Source organism: Bradyrhizobium prioriisuperbiae, assembly GCF_032397745.1.
Taxonomy (GTDB): Bacteria; Pseudomonadota; Alphaproteobacteria; order Rhizobiales; family Xanthobacteraceae; genus Bradyrhizobium_A; species Bradyrhizobium_A prioriisuperbiae.
Genome location: NZ_CP135921.1, coordinates 3929403 through 3946068 on the forward strand (window position 1 = coordinate 3929403; position 16666 = coordinate 3946068).

General features: G+C 63.7%; 12 protein-coding genes. 5 read left to right on the forward strand and 7 right to left on the reverse strand.

Annotated features, from left to right (window positions below):
• Window positions 1-47: 47 nt before the first annotated feature.
• The 4 genes from RS897_RS18420 to RS897_RS18435 all read right to left on the reverse strand — a co-directional run bounded on the left by RS897_RS18420 (window position 48) and on the right by RS897_RS18435 (window position 5589).
• Window positions 48-3230, reverse strand: a complete 3183-nt coding sequence (locus tag RS897_RS18420) for an efflux RND transporter permease subunit (protein WP_315837939.1) — start codon at window positions 3228-3230, stop codon at window positions 48-50.
• A complete protein-coding gene (locus RS897_RS18425; protein WP_315837940.1) occupies window positions 3227-4696 on the reverse strand; it encodes an efflux RND transporter periplasmic adaptor subunit in 1470 nt (489 codons plus the stop codon). Before RS897_RS18425 ends, RS897_RS18420 begins: the two co-directional genes overlap by 4 nt.
• Window positions 4693-5112: a FixH family protein gene (locus tag RS897_RS18430; protein WP_407654510.1), complete on the reverse strand. Its 420-nt coding sequence runs from the start codon at window positions 5110-5112 to the stop codon at window positions 4693-4695. Before RS897_RS18430 ends, RS897_RS18425 begins: the two co-directional genes overlap by 4 nt.
• 93 nt (window positions 5113-5205) lie before the next feature.
• Complete coding sequence (locus RS897_RS18435) at window positions 5206-5589, reverse strand: hypothetical protein (RefSeq protein WP_315837941.1); 384 nt, start codon at window positions 5587-5589, stop codon at window positions 5206-5208.
• On the opposite strand from RS897_RS18435, the gene RS897_RS18440 reads away from it, so the two are divergent.
• Entirely contained in the window at window positions 5588-6112 is a 525-nt protein-coding gene (locus RS897_RS18440) for a tripartite tricarboxylate transporter substrate-binding protein (protein WP_315837942.1), read from the forward strand. The genes RS897_RS18435 and RS897_RS18440 overlap by 2 nt on opposite strands.
• Window positions 6113-6162: 50 nt before the next feature.
• On the opposite strand, the gene RS897_RS18445 is transcribed toward RS897_RS18440, so the two are convergent.
• The 3 genes from RS897_RS18445 to RS897_RS18455 form a co-directional block, all read right to left on the reverse strand.
• Window positions 6163-6903 carry a response regulator gene (locus tag RS897_RS18445; protein WP_315837943.1) on the reverse strand — a complete coding sequence of 247 codons (741 nt, stop codon included), beginning with the start codon at window positions 6901-6903 and terminating at the stop codon, window positions 6163-6165.
• Complete coding sequence (locus RS897_RS18450) at window positions 6896-8506, reverse strand: DUF4118 domain-containing protein (RefSeq protein WP_315837944.1); 1611 nt, start codon at window positions 8504-8506, stop codon at window positions 6896-6898. The genes RS897_RS18445 and RS897_RS18450 overlap by 8 nt, the downstream gene beginning before the upstream one ends.
• Window positions 8507-8880: 374 nt before the next feature.
• The gene (locus RS897_RS18455; RefSeq protein WP_315837945.1) at window positions 8881-9525 is read right to left on the reverse strand and encodes a hypothetical protein; all 645 of its coding nucleotides are present in this window, start codon (window positions 9523-9525) and stop codon (window positions 8881-8883) included.
• Window positions 9526-10288: 763 nt separating this feature from the next.
• Between RS897_RS18455 and RS897_RS18460 the strand changes: the two genes are divergently transcribed.
• From RS897_RS18460 to RS897_RS18475, 4 genes are all read left to right on the forward strand, one after another.
• Window positions 10289-11917, forward strand: coding sequence for an outer membrane beta-barrel protein (locus tag RS897_RS18460; RefSeq protein ID WP_315837946.1), 1629 nt, complete (start codon window positions 10289-10291; stop codon window positions 11915-11917).
• Between the two features lie 142 nt (window positions 11918-12059).
• A complete protein-coding gene (locus RS897_RS18465) occupies window positions 12060-12239 on the forward strand; it encodes a hypothetical protein (RefSeq protein ID WP_315837947.1) in 180 nt (59 codons plus the stop codon).
• On the forward strand, window positions 12236-13447 hold the full coding sequence (locus RS897_RS18470) for an efflux RND transporter periplasmic adaptor subunit (protein ID WP_315837948.1): 1212 nt from the start codon (window positions 12236-12238) through the stop codon (window positions 13445-13447). The genes RS897_RS18465 and RS897_RS18470 overlap by 4 nt, the downstream gene beginning before the upstream one ends.
• Before the next feature lie 39 nt (window positions 13448-13486).
• Complete coding sequence (locus RS897_RS18475) at window positions 13487-16648, forward strand: efflux RND transporter permease subunit (protein ID WP_315837949.1); 3162 nt, start codon at window positions 13487-13489, stop codon at window positions 16646-16648.
• The last annotated feature ends 18 nt before the right edge of the window (window positions 16649-16666 follow it).

Here is a 16666-nt window from a genome sequence, read left to right on the forward strand (position 1 = left end):
GAAACGGATAAAAATCGTGGGACTCCCGAAACCCGGTTGGCCCCACCTTATTCAGCAGGTTCCCGTATGTGTGCAGCCTCGACGATTGCGTCATCCCGCGTCGCCGGCCCTTGGTCACGGTGCGGCAGCCGATACCCCTTGATCAGGGCGAAGATCGCGGGGATCACGATCAGCGTCAGAAGCGTTGAGGAGATCATGCCGCCGATCATCGGCACCGCGATGCGCTGCATGATCTCGGACCCGGTGCCGCTGCTCCACATGATCGGCAAAAGCCCGGCCATGATGGCGACCACCGTCATCATCTTCGGCCGCACCCGCTCCACCGCGCCTTCCATGATGGCGTCTTGCAGATCGCCGCGGGTCAGCGGCCGACGTTCGGCCGTGCACTGCGCTTCGGTCGCCGCCAGCGCCTGGTTGAGATAGATCAGCATCACCACGCCGGTTTCGGCCGCAACACCGGCCAGCGCGATGAAGCCGACGACAACGGCAACCGACAGGTTGAAGCCGAGCCACCACATCAGCCAGAGGCCGCCGACCAGGGAGAACGGCAGCGACAGCATCACGATCAGGGTCTCGGTCAGGGAGCGGAAGTTGAGGTAGAGCAGCAGGAAGATGATCGCCAGCGTCGCCGGCACCACGATCTTCAGCTTGGCCGTGGCACGCTCGAGATATTCATACTGGCCGCTCCACATCACATAATAACCCGCCGGGAAGGCGATGCTGGCTTTCACCGCCTCCTTGGCTTCGGTAACGTATCCACCCAGATCACGGTCGCGGATGTCGACATAGATGTAGGTGGCCAACTGGCCGTTCTCGGTGCGGATCGAACTCGGCCCGCGCGCGGGCACGACCGTCGCCACCTCGCCAAGCGGCACCGTGCCGCCGTTCGGCATCGACACCAGCACGTCGCGGGCGATCGCCTGGGGATCGCTGCGCAAGTCGCGAGGATACCGCATGTTGACGGTGAAGCGCTGGCGCCCTTCCACCGTGGTGGTGACGGTCTGGCCGCCAAGCGCGGTCGCGATCACATCCTGCACGTCCTGCACCATCAGGCCATAACGGGCGAGCGCGGCGCGGTCCGGCGTGATGTCGAGGTAGTAGCCGCCGAGGCCGCGTTCGGCGTAAGCCGACGACGTGCCCGGCACCGCCTTCAGGACCTGCTCGATCTGCCGGGCGAGCCGGTCGATCTCGACGAGATCCGTGCCGATCACCTTGACCCCGATCGGGGTGCGGATGCCGGTCGACAGCATGTCGATGCGCGCCTTGATCGGCATGGTCCAGGCGTTGGAGACGCCGGGAAACTGCAGGGCTTTGTCCATCTCGGCGGTGAGGCTGTCGATGGTGACACCGGTCCGCCATTGCTCCCTGGGTTTGAGGTTGATCAGCGTCTCGAACATCTCTGATGGCGCAGGGTCAGTAGCGGTCGCGGCCCGGCCGGCCTTGCCATACACCGAGGCCACCTCGGGGAAGGCGCTGATAATGCGATCCTGCATCTGCAGCAGCTCGCCGGCTTTTGTCACGGAGATGCCGGGCAGGGTGGTCGGCATGTACAGCAATGTGCCTTCATTGAGGTTCGGCATGAACTCGGTGCCGAGCCGGCTTGCCGGCCACACGGTCACGGCCAGCACCGCCAGAGCCAGCACGATCACCAGAATTTTCGCCCGCAGCACGCCGCGGATCACCGGGCGATAGATCCAGATCAGGAATCGGTTGATCGGGTTCTTGTGCTCCGGAACGATCCGTCCGCGCACGAACATCACCATCAGCGCCGGCACCAGGGTCACCGACAGCAAAGCGGCGGCCGCCATGGCGAAGGTCTTGGTGAAGGCCAGCGGGCTGAACAGCCGCCCCTCCTGGGATTCCAGGGTGAAGATCGGCATGAACGACACGGTGATGATCAGCAGGCTGAAAAACAGCGCGGGCCCGACCTCGGAGGCCGCGGCGATCAGAACGTCGATCCGGGAGTCGCCGGGCTTGGCGCGCTCCAGGTGCTTGTGGGCGTTCTCGATCATCACGATCGCCGCGTCCACCATGGCGCCGATCGCGATGGCGATGCCGCCCAGGCTCATGATGTTGGAGCCGAGCCCCAGCAGCTTCATGGCGCCGAACGCCATCAGCACGCCGACCGGCAGCATCAGGATCGCCACCAGCGCACTGCGCACATGCAGCAGGAACACGAAACACACCAGCGCCACGATCAGGCTTTCCTCGAGCAGCGTGCGCTTCAGGGTCTCGATCGCGGCATGGATCAGGTTGGAGCGGTCATAGACCGGCACGATCTCGACTGATTTCGGCAGGCTGCTGGCGATCTCGACAAACCGCTTCTTCACATTGTCGATTACGTCAAGGGCATTGACGCCGAAGCGCTGCAGCACGATGCCGCTTGTCACCTCGCCTTCGCCGTTCAGCTCGGCGAAACCGCGCCGCTCGTCTGGTCCCAGTTCGACCCGGGCCACGTCGCGCAGCAGCACCGGCGTGCCGTTGCTGGTTTTGAGCACGACATTGCCGAGATCGTTGATGCTCTTGAGATAACCTTTGCCGCGGATGACGTATTCGAACTCGGACAATTCCACCGTGCGGCCGCCGACATCGGCGTTGCTGGCGCGGATGGCGTCGCGCATTTTCGCCATGCTGATGCCGAGGTCGCGCATCCGCTGCGGATCGAGGATGACATTGTACTGGCGCACGAAGCCGCCGACACTCGCCACCTCGGCCACGCCCTCCGCCTTGGCCAGAGCGAAACGCAGATTCCAGTCCTGCAGGGCGCGGGTGTCGGAGAGATTGAGTTCCTTCGACATGACTGCGTACTGATAAACCCAGCCGACGCCGGTGGCGTCCGGGCCGATGGTCGGCGCGACACCGGCCGGCAGCCGCGACGCAGCGCCATTGAGGAATTCCAGCACCCGCGAGCGCGCCCAGTAGATGTCGGTGCCGTCCTCGAAGATGACATAGACAAACGACACGCCGAAGAACGAGAAGCCGCGCACCACTTTCGATTTCGGCACCGTCAGCATGGCGGTGGTGAGGGGATAGGTGACCTGATCCTCGATCACCTGCGGCGCCTGTCCCGGATATTCGGTGTAGACGATCACCTGGGTGTCGGAGAGGTCGGGGATCGCATCCAGCGGCAAATGCAGCAGGGCATAGAGGCCGGCCGCAGCCGCAAAGCCGGTGCCGAACAGCACCAGCAGCAGATTGCGCGCCGACCAGGTGATCAGGCGGCCGATCATGGGCGGGCTCCCATAGATGTCTCTTGTGATTGTGGATCCGCAGGGGCAGGCGCGCCGGCCTCGGAAAATCCCTTGAGCGCCGCCTTCAGGTTGCTTTCTGCATCGATCAGGAAATTCGCCGACATCACCACGAGTTCGGCCTCGGTGATGCCCTCGCGCACCTCGACATAACCGTCGCCGCGACTGCCGAGCTTGACCGCGCGCGGTTCGAACCGTCCCTCGCCCCTGGCGATAAACACCGCCTGCCGCGTGCCGGTGTCCAGCACGGCGCTGTCTGGAATCGCGAGCACGGCCGCGGCAGAGCCGGTGTCGATCTCCGCATCGACATACATGTCGGGCAGCAGCGCGCTGTCCGGGTTCTGCAGTTCGATCCGCACCCGCGCTGTGCGGGTGTCGCGGTTCACCTGCGGATAGATCACCGCGATGCTGCCGCGAAAAGTGCGGCCCGGAAAGCTGCGCGCGCGCACCGTGACCGGCTGTCCTCTGGCGATGGTCCCGAGATCGCGCTCGGCCACATCGATCATCGCCCACACCACGGAGGTGTCCGCCACCCGAAACAGCACGTCGCCCGGTTGTGCGCGCATGCCCTCCACGGCATTGCGCTCCAGCACGATGCCGTCGCGTGGCGCCGACCACTGCACCGTGACCGGCACGGTGCGGGTTGTCTCCATGGCGGCGATCGCGGCGTCGGGGACGTCGAAATTCATCAGCCGCTGCCGCGAGCCGCGGCCATATTGCTCGACGCTGCCGATGGTTCGGGAATTGATGGTCGCGATGTATTCGGCGGAAGCGGATGCGATGGCGGAGCTGTAGATCTCCATCAGCGGTTGCCCTTTGATGACCCGGGAGCCGGTGGTGACGTCGGCGATCTTCTGCACAAAACTCTCCGCACGCATCGCGATCACCGAGACGCGGCGCTCGTCGAGCTGGATCGTGCCCGGTGCGCGCACCACGGTGCGGATCACGCGCCGTGCCGCGGGCTCGGAGCGCACGCCGGTGCGCTGGATCTTGCCCGGCGACAGCTTCACCGATCCGTCGTCAGTGTCGTCGCCCTCATAGACGGGGATATAGTCCATCCCCATGGAATCCTTTTTCGGCGCCGGCGACCTATCCGCAAGCCCCATCGGGTTGCGGTAGTACTTGATCCTGCGCGGTGCATTGCTCTCGGTCGCTGACGCCGCCGCTGGTGTGGGCGGCGCATCCGCGTCGTCGAAGTTGAGATCGGCGCCGGCCGGCACGGCGCGAAAGGCACGGCCGTCCGCCGTCGTTCTCGGCGTCAGCGAATAGAAGGGCCGGCCATCCGGATGCTGGTAATAGAGCGTCGCGCGGCCATCCTCGGCCGCCGCCCGGGTCACGATCTCCATCGCAGCCGGCACGTGATGCGAGGGATGCCAGACGATGAAGCTGCCGGCCGCCGCTGCGGCCATCGCAACGGCGGCGGTGCTGATGAGAGCGGCGCGCTTCATTTCTGCGCCGTAATGACGAGCTTGGTGTCGACCGTGCCGGTCTCGCCCTGCACCTTGGCGCCGAGCGACAGTTGCCAGCGCCCGGCCATGCCGAAGGTCGCCTTGAATTTGTAGGTGCCCGGCTCGGCGCCCGGCATCGGCGTCACCTTGGTGGCCATCTCCTGCATGCCGTCCGGCGCCATGTCGAGCCGGGTGGCGAAGATCACCGCGTCCGGCACCGCCTTGCCCGTGGTCTTGTCGATCAGCTTGACCGAAACGATCCGGTCCGGCCCGGGCTGGACGACGGTCTCGACCAGCTGGAATTCATAGTTCTTGATCTCGGCCCGCGCCGTGGTCGCAGCAGTGACAGCGGAGCTCAGGGTGACGGCCGTCATCAGCGCTGCCTGCAGCGTGCGCCCGCGTTTCAGTGAATACATCTTTTTAAATCCTCGAATCCTGGGAACGCACATGACGTGCGTATGGCCGCGCGCACATCAGTGCAGGCGGCAACGATCCGGCCGGCGGCCGGCTCAGGCGAGGAATCGAGGGGGCTGGTCGGGCGGTGGCCGGGTCAAGCCGTCGGCCACCACATCATCGTGCGGATGAAGCGTCTCGCGAATGATCAGCTTTTGCGGGCTGGCCGCAACGGACGGGCCGGCCTGCAGCACCTTCAGCATGCAGATCGCGATCAGCGGGCAATCCTGGCAGCCGTTGTTTTTCTGCTGGTCCGGGCAGCAGGGCATGTCGGCCATCATCGCGGAAGCATCGGACGCGTCCGCCGTCATGTCCGCCATCGGCATCATCGCCGTGGGCGACAGCCGCTGCGCCGCCGCCGGCAGAGCCAGCGGCGCCAAAACCAGGCCCGCCGTCACCAGGACGGCGAACACACAACTGAGCAAGCGGCGAACAGCCATGACCGGACATGTCCCACGCGGATGGAGCAGGGGACAAGTGCCCTGCGTTCACAACTTCGCCATCGACGGCGCAGCGGGGTACCGCCGGATCGGTCTGGAGCGGCCGATCGCCGTGACCTGCAAGACCCGTTCGCCGTCTTTGCCCGACGTGCCGACGCCCGATGAATCAGGGCTTCCCGGATTTGAGGCGACATCCCGGTTCGGTGTGTTCGCGCCGGCCGGTACGCCGCCCGCCATCGTCAAGAAGCTGAACGAGGCCGTCGTCAAGGCCCTCGCGGATCCGCAGGTCAGCGACAAGATCCGGCAGATCGGCGGCGAGCCCCGCCCGGAGACGCCCGAACAGTTCGCCGCCTTCATCAAGTCCGAGGGCGCGAAGTGGGCCGACGTCGTGAAGGCCTCCGGGGCATCGCTGGACTGGTGCCCGTGGGCGCTAAGATTCATCATTTGTGAACCGAAGCTGCTCGTCCCTCTCAGTGTCGTCCCCCGGCTTGACCTCAGCGACTCGGCTACGCCGAGTCGCTGAGGGGACCCAGTAGGCAGTGACGCTCATGGTTTAAATGGTAGCGTCGGCCGTCAGATATCCATGTTCTGGGGCTGCCGGCAGTCGTCATGCCGATCCTCGGATGGTGTTTGCAGGCGATAGCCTACGCCGGATTCAGTGACGAGCAGCCGGGGATGGTTGGGATCGATCTCGATCTTTTGGCGCAATTTGCGGACCAGAATACGCAAATATTGGATGTTGTCTCGCTGATTGGCGCTCCAGATCTCCTTGAGAAGTTGATCGTGCGTCACCACGAGTCCGATATGGGTCGCGAGGATGTGCAGCAGGCGGTATTCTTTTCGCGTCAGCTTCACCTTGCTCTGACTGACGGTCACGCTGCGTGAGACCAGATTGATGGTCAGTGGACCAGCGACGACGATCGGGCTTTCCGTACGGGTCTTGAAGTAGCGGCGCAGCGCCGCTTCGCCGCGCGCGAGCAGTTCGGCGATGCCGAACGGTTTGACGACATAGTCGTCCGCGCCGCACTTGAGCAGCCGGACCTTCTCCGCTTCGTCCGATTCGATCGACAGCATGATGACCGGCGTGTTCGACCAGCCGCGCAGCCGCTCCAGCACGTCGTCGCCATTCATGTCTGGCAGGCCGAGGTCCAGGATGATCAGGTCCGGGGCATTGAACATCGCGGCCTTGAGGCCGTCCGCGCCGGTCTCGGCCTCGATCACACAATAGCCGTGCAGCTCGAAGCCGGCCCGGAGGAAGCGCCGGATCTTCGGTTCGTCATCGACAACCAGGACGGTGTTGACGGGATCACTCATGCGCCGACATCGCCAGGTCGGATGCGGCCTCTTGGTCCACCGGGAACTGAATTGACGCGATGGTGCCGTGGGTCTGGCTGCGGCTCGCGATGTCGAGGCTGCCGCCGTTGGCCTTGACGAACGCCGATGCGATCCAGAGGCCGAGGCCGAAGCCTGGGACGGAATTGAGGTGGCGCTGGCCCCGGAACGAGCGGCGGCCGAGCTGCCTTTTTTCTTCCGGCGTTAGCCCGGCGCCCTCGTCGAGCACCGAAAACACCACGCGGCCAGCCTCCGCGCGGACGACAACGCTGATGGTGGAGCCGGCCGGCGAGTACTTCGCGGCATTGTCGAGAAGCTGCCCGCAGGCTTCCTCGACAAGCACGCAATCCACCTTGATCAGCGGCAACTCGTCGCCGAACTGGGCGCGCACCTGATGCTGGCATAGCGGCCGTGCCTTGCGCTTGATCGCGGCATTGACGATGTCGGCGGGATCGACCCATTCGATCCGCGGCCGCACGCCGTGCGTCGTCACCCGCGAGGCGTCGATCAGGTTGCGTAAAAAGCCGTCGAGCTGGTTGGCCTCGTCGTGGATGCCGTCGACCAGGGAATGGATCGTTGGGTTGCTTTGGATCGCTGGCGTCGCGTTCAGGACGCTGGCGGCGCCCAGGATCGACGCCAGCGGCGTCCGCAGTTCGTGCGAAACGATACCGTGCAGGGCGTCCTTCAGCAGTTCGCCCTGCAGCCGCAGGCGGGCTTCATCCATTGCCCTGCCGATATCGATGCGCGACAGCGTCAACGCGGCTTCCTCGATCACGGTCTCGACGCGCCTGGTATCCTCGTCGATGGTCGCACGCGTGTTGTCGCCGATGTCGACCGCGATCACGCCGTGATTCACCGCCTCCGAGGACACCGCCTTGAGAATCCAGAACGTCTGCGCGATGCCATCGAAGGTGATGCGAGTCTGCAGATCGTTGCTCGCGATCATGGCGATCGCCTCGCGCCGGATATCCGTTGGCAGGGTCCTGTCGTCGAGCGATCCGACGACGTCGTCGTCGGAGGCGACAAACGCGGCGCGCTGGCCCAGTGCGTTCGAAACATAATTATGGATCGCGATGACCAGGTCTTTGACGGTGAAACATAGCGCCAGCTGCCGCGAAAATTCATAGAGGCTCTGGATGTACTGCTCGCGCCGGCGCAGCATATCGGCTTCGCGGCGGACGCGCGCGGCAAGGTTGCTGCTGACCACGGCGATGAACAGAAACAGCAGCAAGTCGACCACCTCCTGTGGGTCGTCGATCCGGAAGCTGTAGTAAGGGGGAAAGAAAAAGAAATCGGCCGCGGCGGCTCCTGCGATCGCGGCAGTTGTCGCCGGCCAGAAGCCCCAGCGCGTGGCGGCAACGACGACCGGGATCAGGTAGACGATCGGAACCAGATTGAGCGGCAGCGTTGTGTACAGCAGCAACTGCCCGACCGTCGCGATGGCCACGAACAGGATGGCCATCAGAACGTCAGGCGTGCCGCTGCAGGCGCGGCGCCACAAGCGGCGCGCGCGCGCCGGCCGCATGCCGGCCGGATGGCCCGTTGTCGCGCCGCTGGTTGCGTGGGCGGTGGGGTCGACGGTCAAGTCTCTGATCTCGCTAAGGGCACCGTGAAACGGTCCCGGCTCCGGCAAAAGCCAGAACAGCGTCGATCGCAATTTTCGACCTTGTTCTCGCAGATGGTGCCGCCGAACCCAATCGAGCAGCCGTTCAATGACCGCTCCGCCGATATCGGTCGTGAGCGGATGACTTCGGCTCGATGTTTGTCCTGACGTTGCCTTTAGTTGTCCCGGCGCAACGAACCTCTCTTGAATTGCCATAGAGAATCCATATTGAAGCCGGCGACAAGAAATAAAGAAATAATAGGAAATCCGCTTCCGGCGCGTGTTCTTACACCAAAAGATAGTTCTGTCACCGTGAGCTCAACCGACGCTCGGCTGTCCGTCGGAGCGCGACTTCGTCAACGTTCGGAGAAATCCTGGCTCACGAGCGTCGGCGCGCTTCGGGATTGTCGCGCCTGACTTTCTTTGCGACAGGCCAGAACGATGTCGCGAAAGGACGTCGTCTCGTGCGGGTCCTCGTGCAGGTCCTCATGCGAATCCCTGGGCGGCCGATCGGGCGCAGCAGTGCTCGCGAGCGGGGAGGGGACCAGTGGCAGGGTGATGGTCACCGCTGGGCTGTTGTAACGCGGCGGATAGAGATAGTGCTCCATCAGCCAGGTGCGCGTCGTGGGCGTGCTTGCGTCCAGCATCTCGGTGGCGATGGTCTTGGCCGCCGGAAGCACGGCGCTCCAGTTGGCGTATTCACGTGCCAGCACCTCCAGCGACAGAATTTCCGTCGCGATCGTCACGAACATGTCGTTGGCCTGCCGCGCACTTCGCGTGGTGCTCGCCTTTCGCAAGACGTCGTTGAGGTTGCGATGCTTTTCGATGAAGCCGCTCAAGCCCGCCTTCCATAGCATGTTCGGCAGGCAGGAGTATCCGTGCATGGCGTGGAACGTCTGAATCAGGTTGCGGCATTGCGATCGCAGCGTGTCCGGGATGAAGCTGAATTCCACGATGGGAGCAGCCCGGGCAGCTCGATGCTTTCTCGCGCCGGAATCCATTTTCGATATGACGTGCATGAGTGTGTCTCGCGGCAAGCGGTCGAATAGCGCTTGTTGCGGAGCAGTGTAATTTGTCCGGTGATATGGTTTCGATGTACAATTTTTGCCGAAACCATAGAAAAAAAATATCATTTGGAATTGTGCGGTTGCATTCGCCGCGCCGTGCGCGGCGAGATGATGCGTTTCGACAACACATACAAAGATAATGTGTGTCGACGATCCGCACCGCTCATGGGATTGCCGCATGATGCGTGGGGTATGATCCGATGATCCGGCATCCTGTTCTCGATTCGGATGGATGCAGCGGCGAGCCTGACAGCGGCGCGTGAGATCTGTTGGTCGTCATCCGCCATTCAGTACTTTTAGCCTTTGAATGCCGGTCTTTTCGCGCGTCACTTCGCGGTAGTGAATGGTGAATTTCGAGTCGATCGGTTCACACTCTGGTGGAGTCGTCGGTGTCGGATGCCGCCATCAAGATGCCGCGACACGCCGGCGCAAACGTGTTCGAACTCGGTCTCGATCGTGGTGCGGCGTGTCACAATGCTGCCGCGACTCTCGCTCGAAATTTCATCATCGTTATGTGCAACCGGCTCTTTCCTGTGCAGTCGGCGCTCACAGCCGCAACCGCGATATCTTTTTTTAATGTTTCCCGATGCCCGCGCGTATCGATTTTTTCCTGCCCGCCTCAGAAAACTGACCTTACCGATTTTTAGGAATCGAAGCGGCGCCAGAATGGGGATGCGCCGCAACAACGGGGTTAGTCATGAAAAAGATTCTATTGGTGGGCGCCTCCGCGGCTGCGCTGGCCGTGTCCGCGAGCGCACAGGCGGCGGATCTCGGCACCATGCCGGTGAAAGCGCCGGGTTATTGCGATCCGTACAAGAATTATTCCTGTCTGGACGCATATCTCGGTGACGACGTGCTGGGACGCTTCTTCCGATACTATCAGCTCGAATGGGGCCACGATGCCGCGCCGTCGGACCCGAAGGCGCCTGCCGGGCGTCGTGCCGAATGGCCGCCGACGCCGCAGACCACGCCGCCGATGCCGTTCACTGAATGGCCTTATGGCGGCACGACCAATCTTGGGGTGACGCGGCCGGGTTCGGCCGACAGCCCGCTGATGAATGCGATCGCGCACACCGGTGTCGGCGAGGCGATGGCCGATTCGCATATCCAGGTGTATGGCTGGATCAACGCCGGCGGCAATCTCAGCACCAACTCGGTCAGGCCGGGTGGCAACGCGCCGGCGGCCTACAGCTATACGCCCAACACCGTTCAGCTGGATCAGGCGGTGATCTATCTCGAGCGCCTGCCGGACACGGTGCAGCGCGATCACATCGACTGGGGCTTCCGCGTTTCGGCGATCTACGGCGAGAATTATCGCTACACCACCGCCTACGGACTGTTCAGCAACCAGTTGCTGAAGAACAATTCGGTCAACGGTTTCGACATGCCGATGGTTTATGGTGAGGTGTTCATTCCGCAGGTCCTGGAAGGCCTGAACATCCGCGTCGGCCGCTTCATCTCGGTTCCGGACATCGAAGCGCAGCTCGCGCCGAACAATTATATGTACTCGCATTCGATGACATATACGTTCGACAACTATACCAACACCGGCATCCAGGCGACCCTTGCGGCCACCAAGAACGTCATCTTCCAGTTCGGCGTGGTGACCGGCACCGAGGCGATGCCGTGGCATGTGGGCGCGCGCATCGCCAACCCGTTCCCGAATCCAGTGTTCCCGGATTCCACCATGCTCAAGGATCCCGGCGCGCAGCCGTCGATCACCGCGGGCATCCGCCTGACCAGCGACAGCGGCAACGACAGCCTCAATATCGTCGCCGACGGCATCAACAACGGGTCGTGGGGTTACAACAATCTGCAATGGTATGGCGCTACGTACTATCACAAGTTCAACGATCAGTGGCATCTCTCGGTCGAGGCCTACACCCTGTCGCAGCGCAAGGTGCTCAATGCGGCCGATCCGGCGGGCATCGTTGCCAACAGCGGATATCCGTTCGGCGTGCAGCAGATGCCGTTCAACTCGCCGTTCCTCGCCCAGTGCAGCAATCCCAACGAGCTGACATGTACTGCGCGCGTGTTCGCCGCCCTGGCGTACCTGAACTACAAGTTTACGCCGCTGGATAACCTCTCGTTCCGCGGCGAATACTTCGACGACCAGCAGGGCCAGCGTACCGGGGTCAAGACCCGTTATGTCGAAGCCGGCATCGGCTGGCAGCACTGGTGGTCGCCGCAGATCGAGGTGCGTCCGGAGGTCAGCTATTACAAGGCGCTCGATGCGCTGGCGTTCAACGGCAATTCGAATGCCGGGATCCTGCCGACCAAGAGCTACGCGGTGATCGGATCGGCCGACATCATCGTGCACTTCTGACACTCGCGGAGGCCGGCGGTCACGCTGGCTTCGTTGGCGTGGTCCCGAGAACACGTTCCTGAGTGAAGGCCCGGAGATCCGCGAGGCCGGCGTCGTGTTGACGCCCGGCCTCGCGGCAGCAGGCAGAGGGATATCCATGAGCATGACATTATTCATACGGAGGGTCGGCGTCGCCCTGGCGATCTCGGTGCTGGCGTCCATGCTGGCCGGCTGCATCAGCGATGCCGGTGTGTCGCCCGCGGCGACGTCGTCGTATGGTCATAACACCGAGCTGCGCTATTACGGCGGACCGAAATCGCCGATGTGGCCGGCGCAGCCATGACAGCGTTGTTGCGCAGGCGTTTCCTGCCTGCCGGACTGCTGCTTCTGGTCATGGCCGGCCTCGGCGTGATCGGTATCAGCAAGATGTCGGCCACGCACATCGAGGCGCCGCCGCACGTGCGCGATCAGGGTCGCTATAAGCCGACCGCCGCCGAATGGGCAGGCCTGTCCGTCGAGCCGGTGAGCGAGCGCGTATTCCGTACCGAGCATGTGACCGAAGGCAAGATCGCGGTCGACGAGGATCGCGCGACGCCGATCTTCTCGCCCTATAGCGGGCGCATCGTCAGGCTGTTGGCGCGGCCCGGCGACGGCGTGACGCAGGGGCAGCCGCTGGTCGTGATCGAGGCGACCGACAATGTCCAGGCGCAGAACGATTTCATCACCGCGCTGACCGGGCTGAACAAGGCACGGGCGCAGCTCGAGCTGGCGCGGCTTCAGGACAGGCGGGCGAAGGATCTGTTCGTCGGCAAGGCTATTCCGCTGAAAGACGTGCAGCAGGCGCAGGCCGGTCTGGTCTCGGCGGAGAACGACATGCAGTCCTCGGAGGTGGCGCTGGAAGCGGTCCGCAATCGTCTGCGCATCCTCGGACTGAGCGATGCCGCGATCGCCACTTTCCAGGACAAGGGGCGCATCAGCGCCGACACCGTGATCTCGGCGCCGATCGCCGGCACCGTGGTGCAACGCAAGGCGGGGCCCGGACAATATGTGAGCACGGGCGCCAGCGATCCCGTGTTCATGATCGGCGACCTGTCGACAGTCTGGCTGACCGCGTTCGTCCGGGAGACCGAAGCCGCCGATATCGGCCTTGGCGAGGACATGGTGTTCTCGGTGCTGGCGTTCCCGAACCAGGTATTCAGGGCGCGCATCGATTATGTGGCGGCGGCGATCGATCCGGCCACGCGCCGGCTGATGGTCCGCGCGACCGTCGATAATGCCAAGGGGATACTGAAGCCTGAGATGTTCGCGAGCGTTACGATCTATTCTGGCGCGGATCGCCGCGCGGTCGCAGCGCCGAAGTCCGCTTTGATCCGCGAGGGTGACAAGGTGCGCCTCTGGGTCACCGGCGCCGACAAGTCTATCGAGCTGCGCCAGGTCGCCACGGGCCTGACCAACGGCGACCTCGTCGAGATCCGCGACAACCTTGCGCCCGGCGAGACCATCGTCACCAGGGGCAGCCTGTTCATCGACCGGGCCGCGTCGGGCAGTTGACACCGGTCCCGTCAAACCCGTTCCGAATGCAGAGTCCCCATGGATCGCCTCGTCGCCTTTGCCGTCAACCGCCGCTTCCTGATGCTGGCGTTGTTCCTCGGCATTGTGGTCGGCGGCCTGATCGCGTTCGCCCAGCTCAACATCGAAGCCTATCCCGATCCGACCCCGCCGATGGTCGATATCGTCACCCAGACTTCCGGCCTCTCGGCCGAAGAGGTTGAGCGCTATATCACCATCCCGATCGAAACCCAGGTTGCCGGCCTCAAGAACCTGCGCGTCATCCGCACGATTTCGTTGTATGGCCTGTCCGACATCAAACTGCAGTTTTCGTTCGACTACACCTATGACGACGCGCAGCAGCAGGTGCTCAATCGCCTGTCGCAGCTGCCGCAGCTTCCGAACGGCGCGCAGCCGCAGATTTCGCCGCTCAGCCCGATCGGGGAGATCTATCGCTACCGGCTGGTCGGGCCGCCGAACTACAGCGTGCTGGATCTCAAGACGCTGCAGGACTGGGTGCTGCAGCGTCGCTTCCGCTCCGTTCCCGGCGTGATCGACGTCACCGGCTGGGGCGGCAAGAGCAAGACCTACGACCTGCAGGTCGATTTCGGCAAACTGGTTGCCAATGGCCTGACGCTGCCGCAGCTGCTGCAGACCATCGGCAATTCCAACGTCAATGTCGGCGGCAACACCATCGATATCGGTTCGCAGTCCGCGGTGGTGCGCGGCGTCGGCCTGATCAAGTCCGCCGACGATCTCGCCAACACCATGCTGGCCCAGAACAACGGCAACCCGGTGCTGGTGAAGGACGTGGCGACGGTGATGGTGGGCGAGAAGCCGCGGCTGGGCATCGCCGGCATGGACCAGGACGACGACATCGTGCAGGGCATCGTGCTGATGCGCCGCGGCGAGCAGAGCGCGCCGACCATCGCCCGGGTCGAGCAACTGGTCAGGAGCATCAACGGCTCGACGATCTTGCCGCCCGGCGTGCACATCGAGCGGATCTACGATCGCAAGGATCTGCTCGACACCACGACCCACACCGTGCTGCACAACATGGTGCTCGGCATCGTCCTGATCGTGGTGCTGCAGTGGTTGTTCCTCGGCAACCTGCGCAGCGCGATCATTGTTGGCGCCACCATTCCGTTCGCGCTGTTCTTCGCCGTTATCATCCTGGTGCTGCGCGGCGAATCCGCCAATCTGCTGTCGGTCGGTGCCATCGATTTCGGCCTGATCGTCGATGCCACCGTGATCATGGTGGAGGCGATCTTCCGGCGGCTGTCGCACACGGTCGAGCTGTCGGAGCAGGAGCAGCGGACGATCTCGGCCAAGACCGTGCTGGACATGAAGAGCCATGCCATTCTCAGCGCCTCGACCGACGTCGCCCGCTCGATCTTTTTCGCCGCCGGCATCATCATCGCGGCGTTCCTGCCGCTGTTTACCCTCAGTGGTGTCGAGGGCAATATTTTCGGACCGATGGCGCGCACTTATGCCTATGCGCTCGCTGGAGGACTGCTCGCGACCTTCACCATCACCCCGGCGCTGAGCGCGATCATCCTGCCGGCGCATGTGCGGGAGACCGAAACGCTTGTCGTGGGTTGTCTGCATCGTCTTTATATGCCGGTGCTGCGGCGCGCCAACGACAGCTGCCGCACGGTGATGATGGCGGCGGCGGCCCTGGTGGTGCTCACCGTGATCGCTGTCCGCCTGCTGGGCCTCGAATTCCTGCCCAAGCTCGAGGAGGGCAATCTCTGGATTCGTGCGACGCTGCCGTCGACCATCTCGCTGCAGGAGGGCAACAGCTACGTCAATCACATGCGCAAGCTGATCCGCAGTTTCCCCGAGGTCGAGTCAGTGGTGTCGCAGCACGGCCGGCCCGACGACGGCACCGACGCCGCCGGCCCGTTCAACGCCGAGTTTTTCGCGCCGCTGCGCCCGGCGAGCGAGTGGCCGGGCTCCCATGACAAGGACGACCTGACGGCACGCATGCTGAGGCAACTGCAGGCGCGTTTTCCCGGCGTCGAATTCAATTTCTCGCAATACCTGCAGGACAATGTCGCTGAGGCTGTCTCCGGCGTGAAGGGCGAGAACTCGATCAAGCTCTATGGCAACGACCTGGTGGCGCTGACGGAGACCGCGAACAAGATGAAGGCGGTGCTTGCGACGGTGCCCGGTGTCACCGACCTGTCGGTGTTCACCTCGCTGGGACAACCGACGCTGCAGATCGATATCGACCGGGCGCGTGCGGCGCGTTACGGCCTCTCGCCGGGCGATATCAACTCGACCATCCGGGTCGCGATTGGTGGCGACAGCGCCGGCGACCTGTATGAACCCGGCAGCGACCGGCATTTCCCGATCATGGTGCGGCTCGCTCCCGAATACTGCAAGAGCGCGGAAGCGATCCAGAACCTGCGGGTCGGCGCGCAGGGGCCGAACGGCACCACGCAGATCCCCCTGAGCGAAATCGCCGACATCCGCCTGGTGTCCGGCGCGGCCTATATCTATCGCGAACAGCAGGAGCGCTATTTGCCGATCAAGTTCTCGGTGCGGGAGCGCGATCTCGGCAGCACCATCAAAGAGGCGCAGGAGAAGATCGCGCAGCAGGTGCAGCTGCCGCCGGGCTCGCATGTCGAATGGGTCGGCGAATTCGGCAACCTGCAGGATGCCATCCGCCGGCTGTCGGTGGTGGTGCCGATCAGTTTGGCGCTGATCGCGCTTCTGCTCTGGTTCAATTTCGGATCGGTGGTCGACGTGCTTCTGACCATGAGCGTGATTCCGATGGCCATCCTCGGCGGCGTCGCCGGGCTGCTGCTCACCGGAATTCCCTTCAGCGTGTCGGCGGCGATCGGGTTCATCGCCTTGTTCGGCATCTCGGTGATGGACGGCATCATTATTCTTTCGCAGTACAACCAGTTGATCGATGCGGGGATGGATCGCAAGGCGGCGGTGCTGCGCACGGGTGAGCTACAACTGCGGCCGGTGATCATGACCTGTGTGGTCGCGGGCATTGGACTGCTGCCCGCTGCGTTGTCTTCCGGGATCGGATCGCAGGTGCAGAAGCCGCTGGCCGTGGTTGTGGTGGCCGGGATGACGCTCGCGCCGGCCATCATCCTGGTGACGTTGCCGGTGCTGATCTCGATGTTCTCGCGGCGGAGGAGTGGGCGGAGCCTGCCCGGCGCCGCGGCGTTGGCGCCGGCGGAGTGATGCAGTCGATGTTTTTGA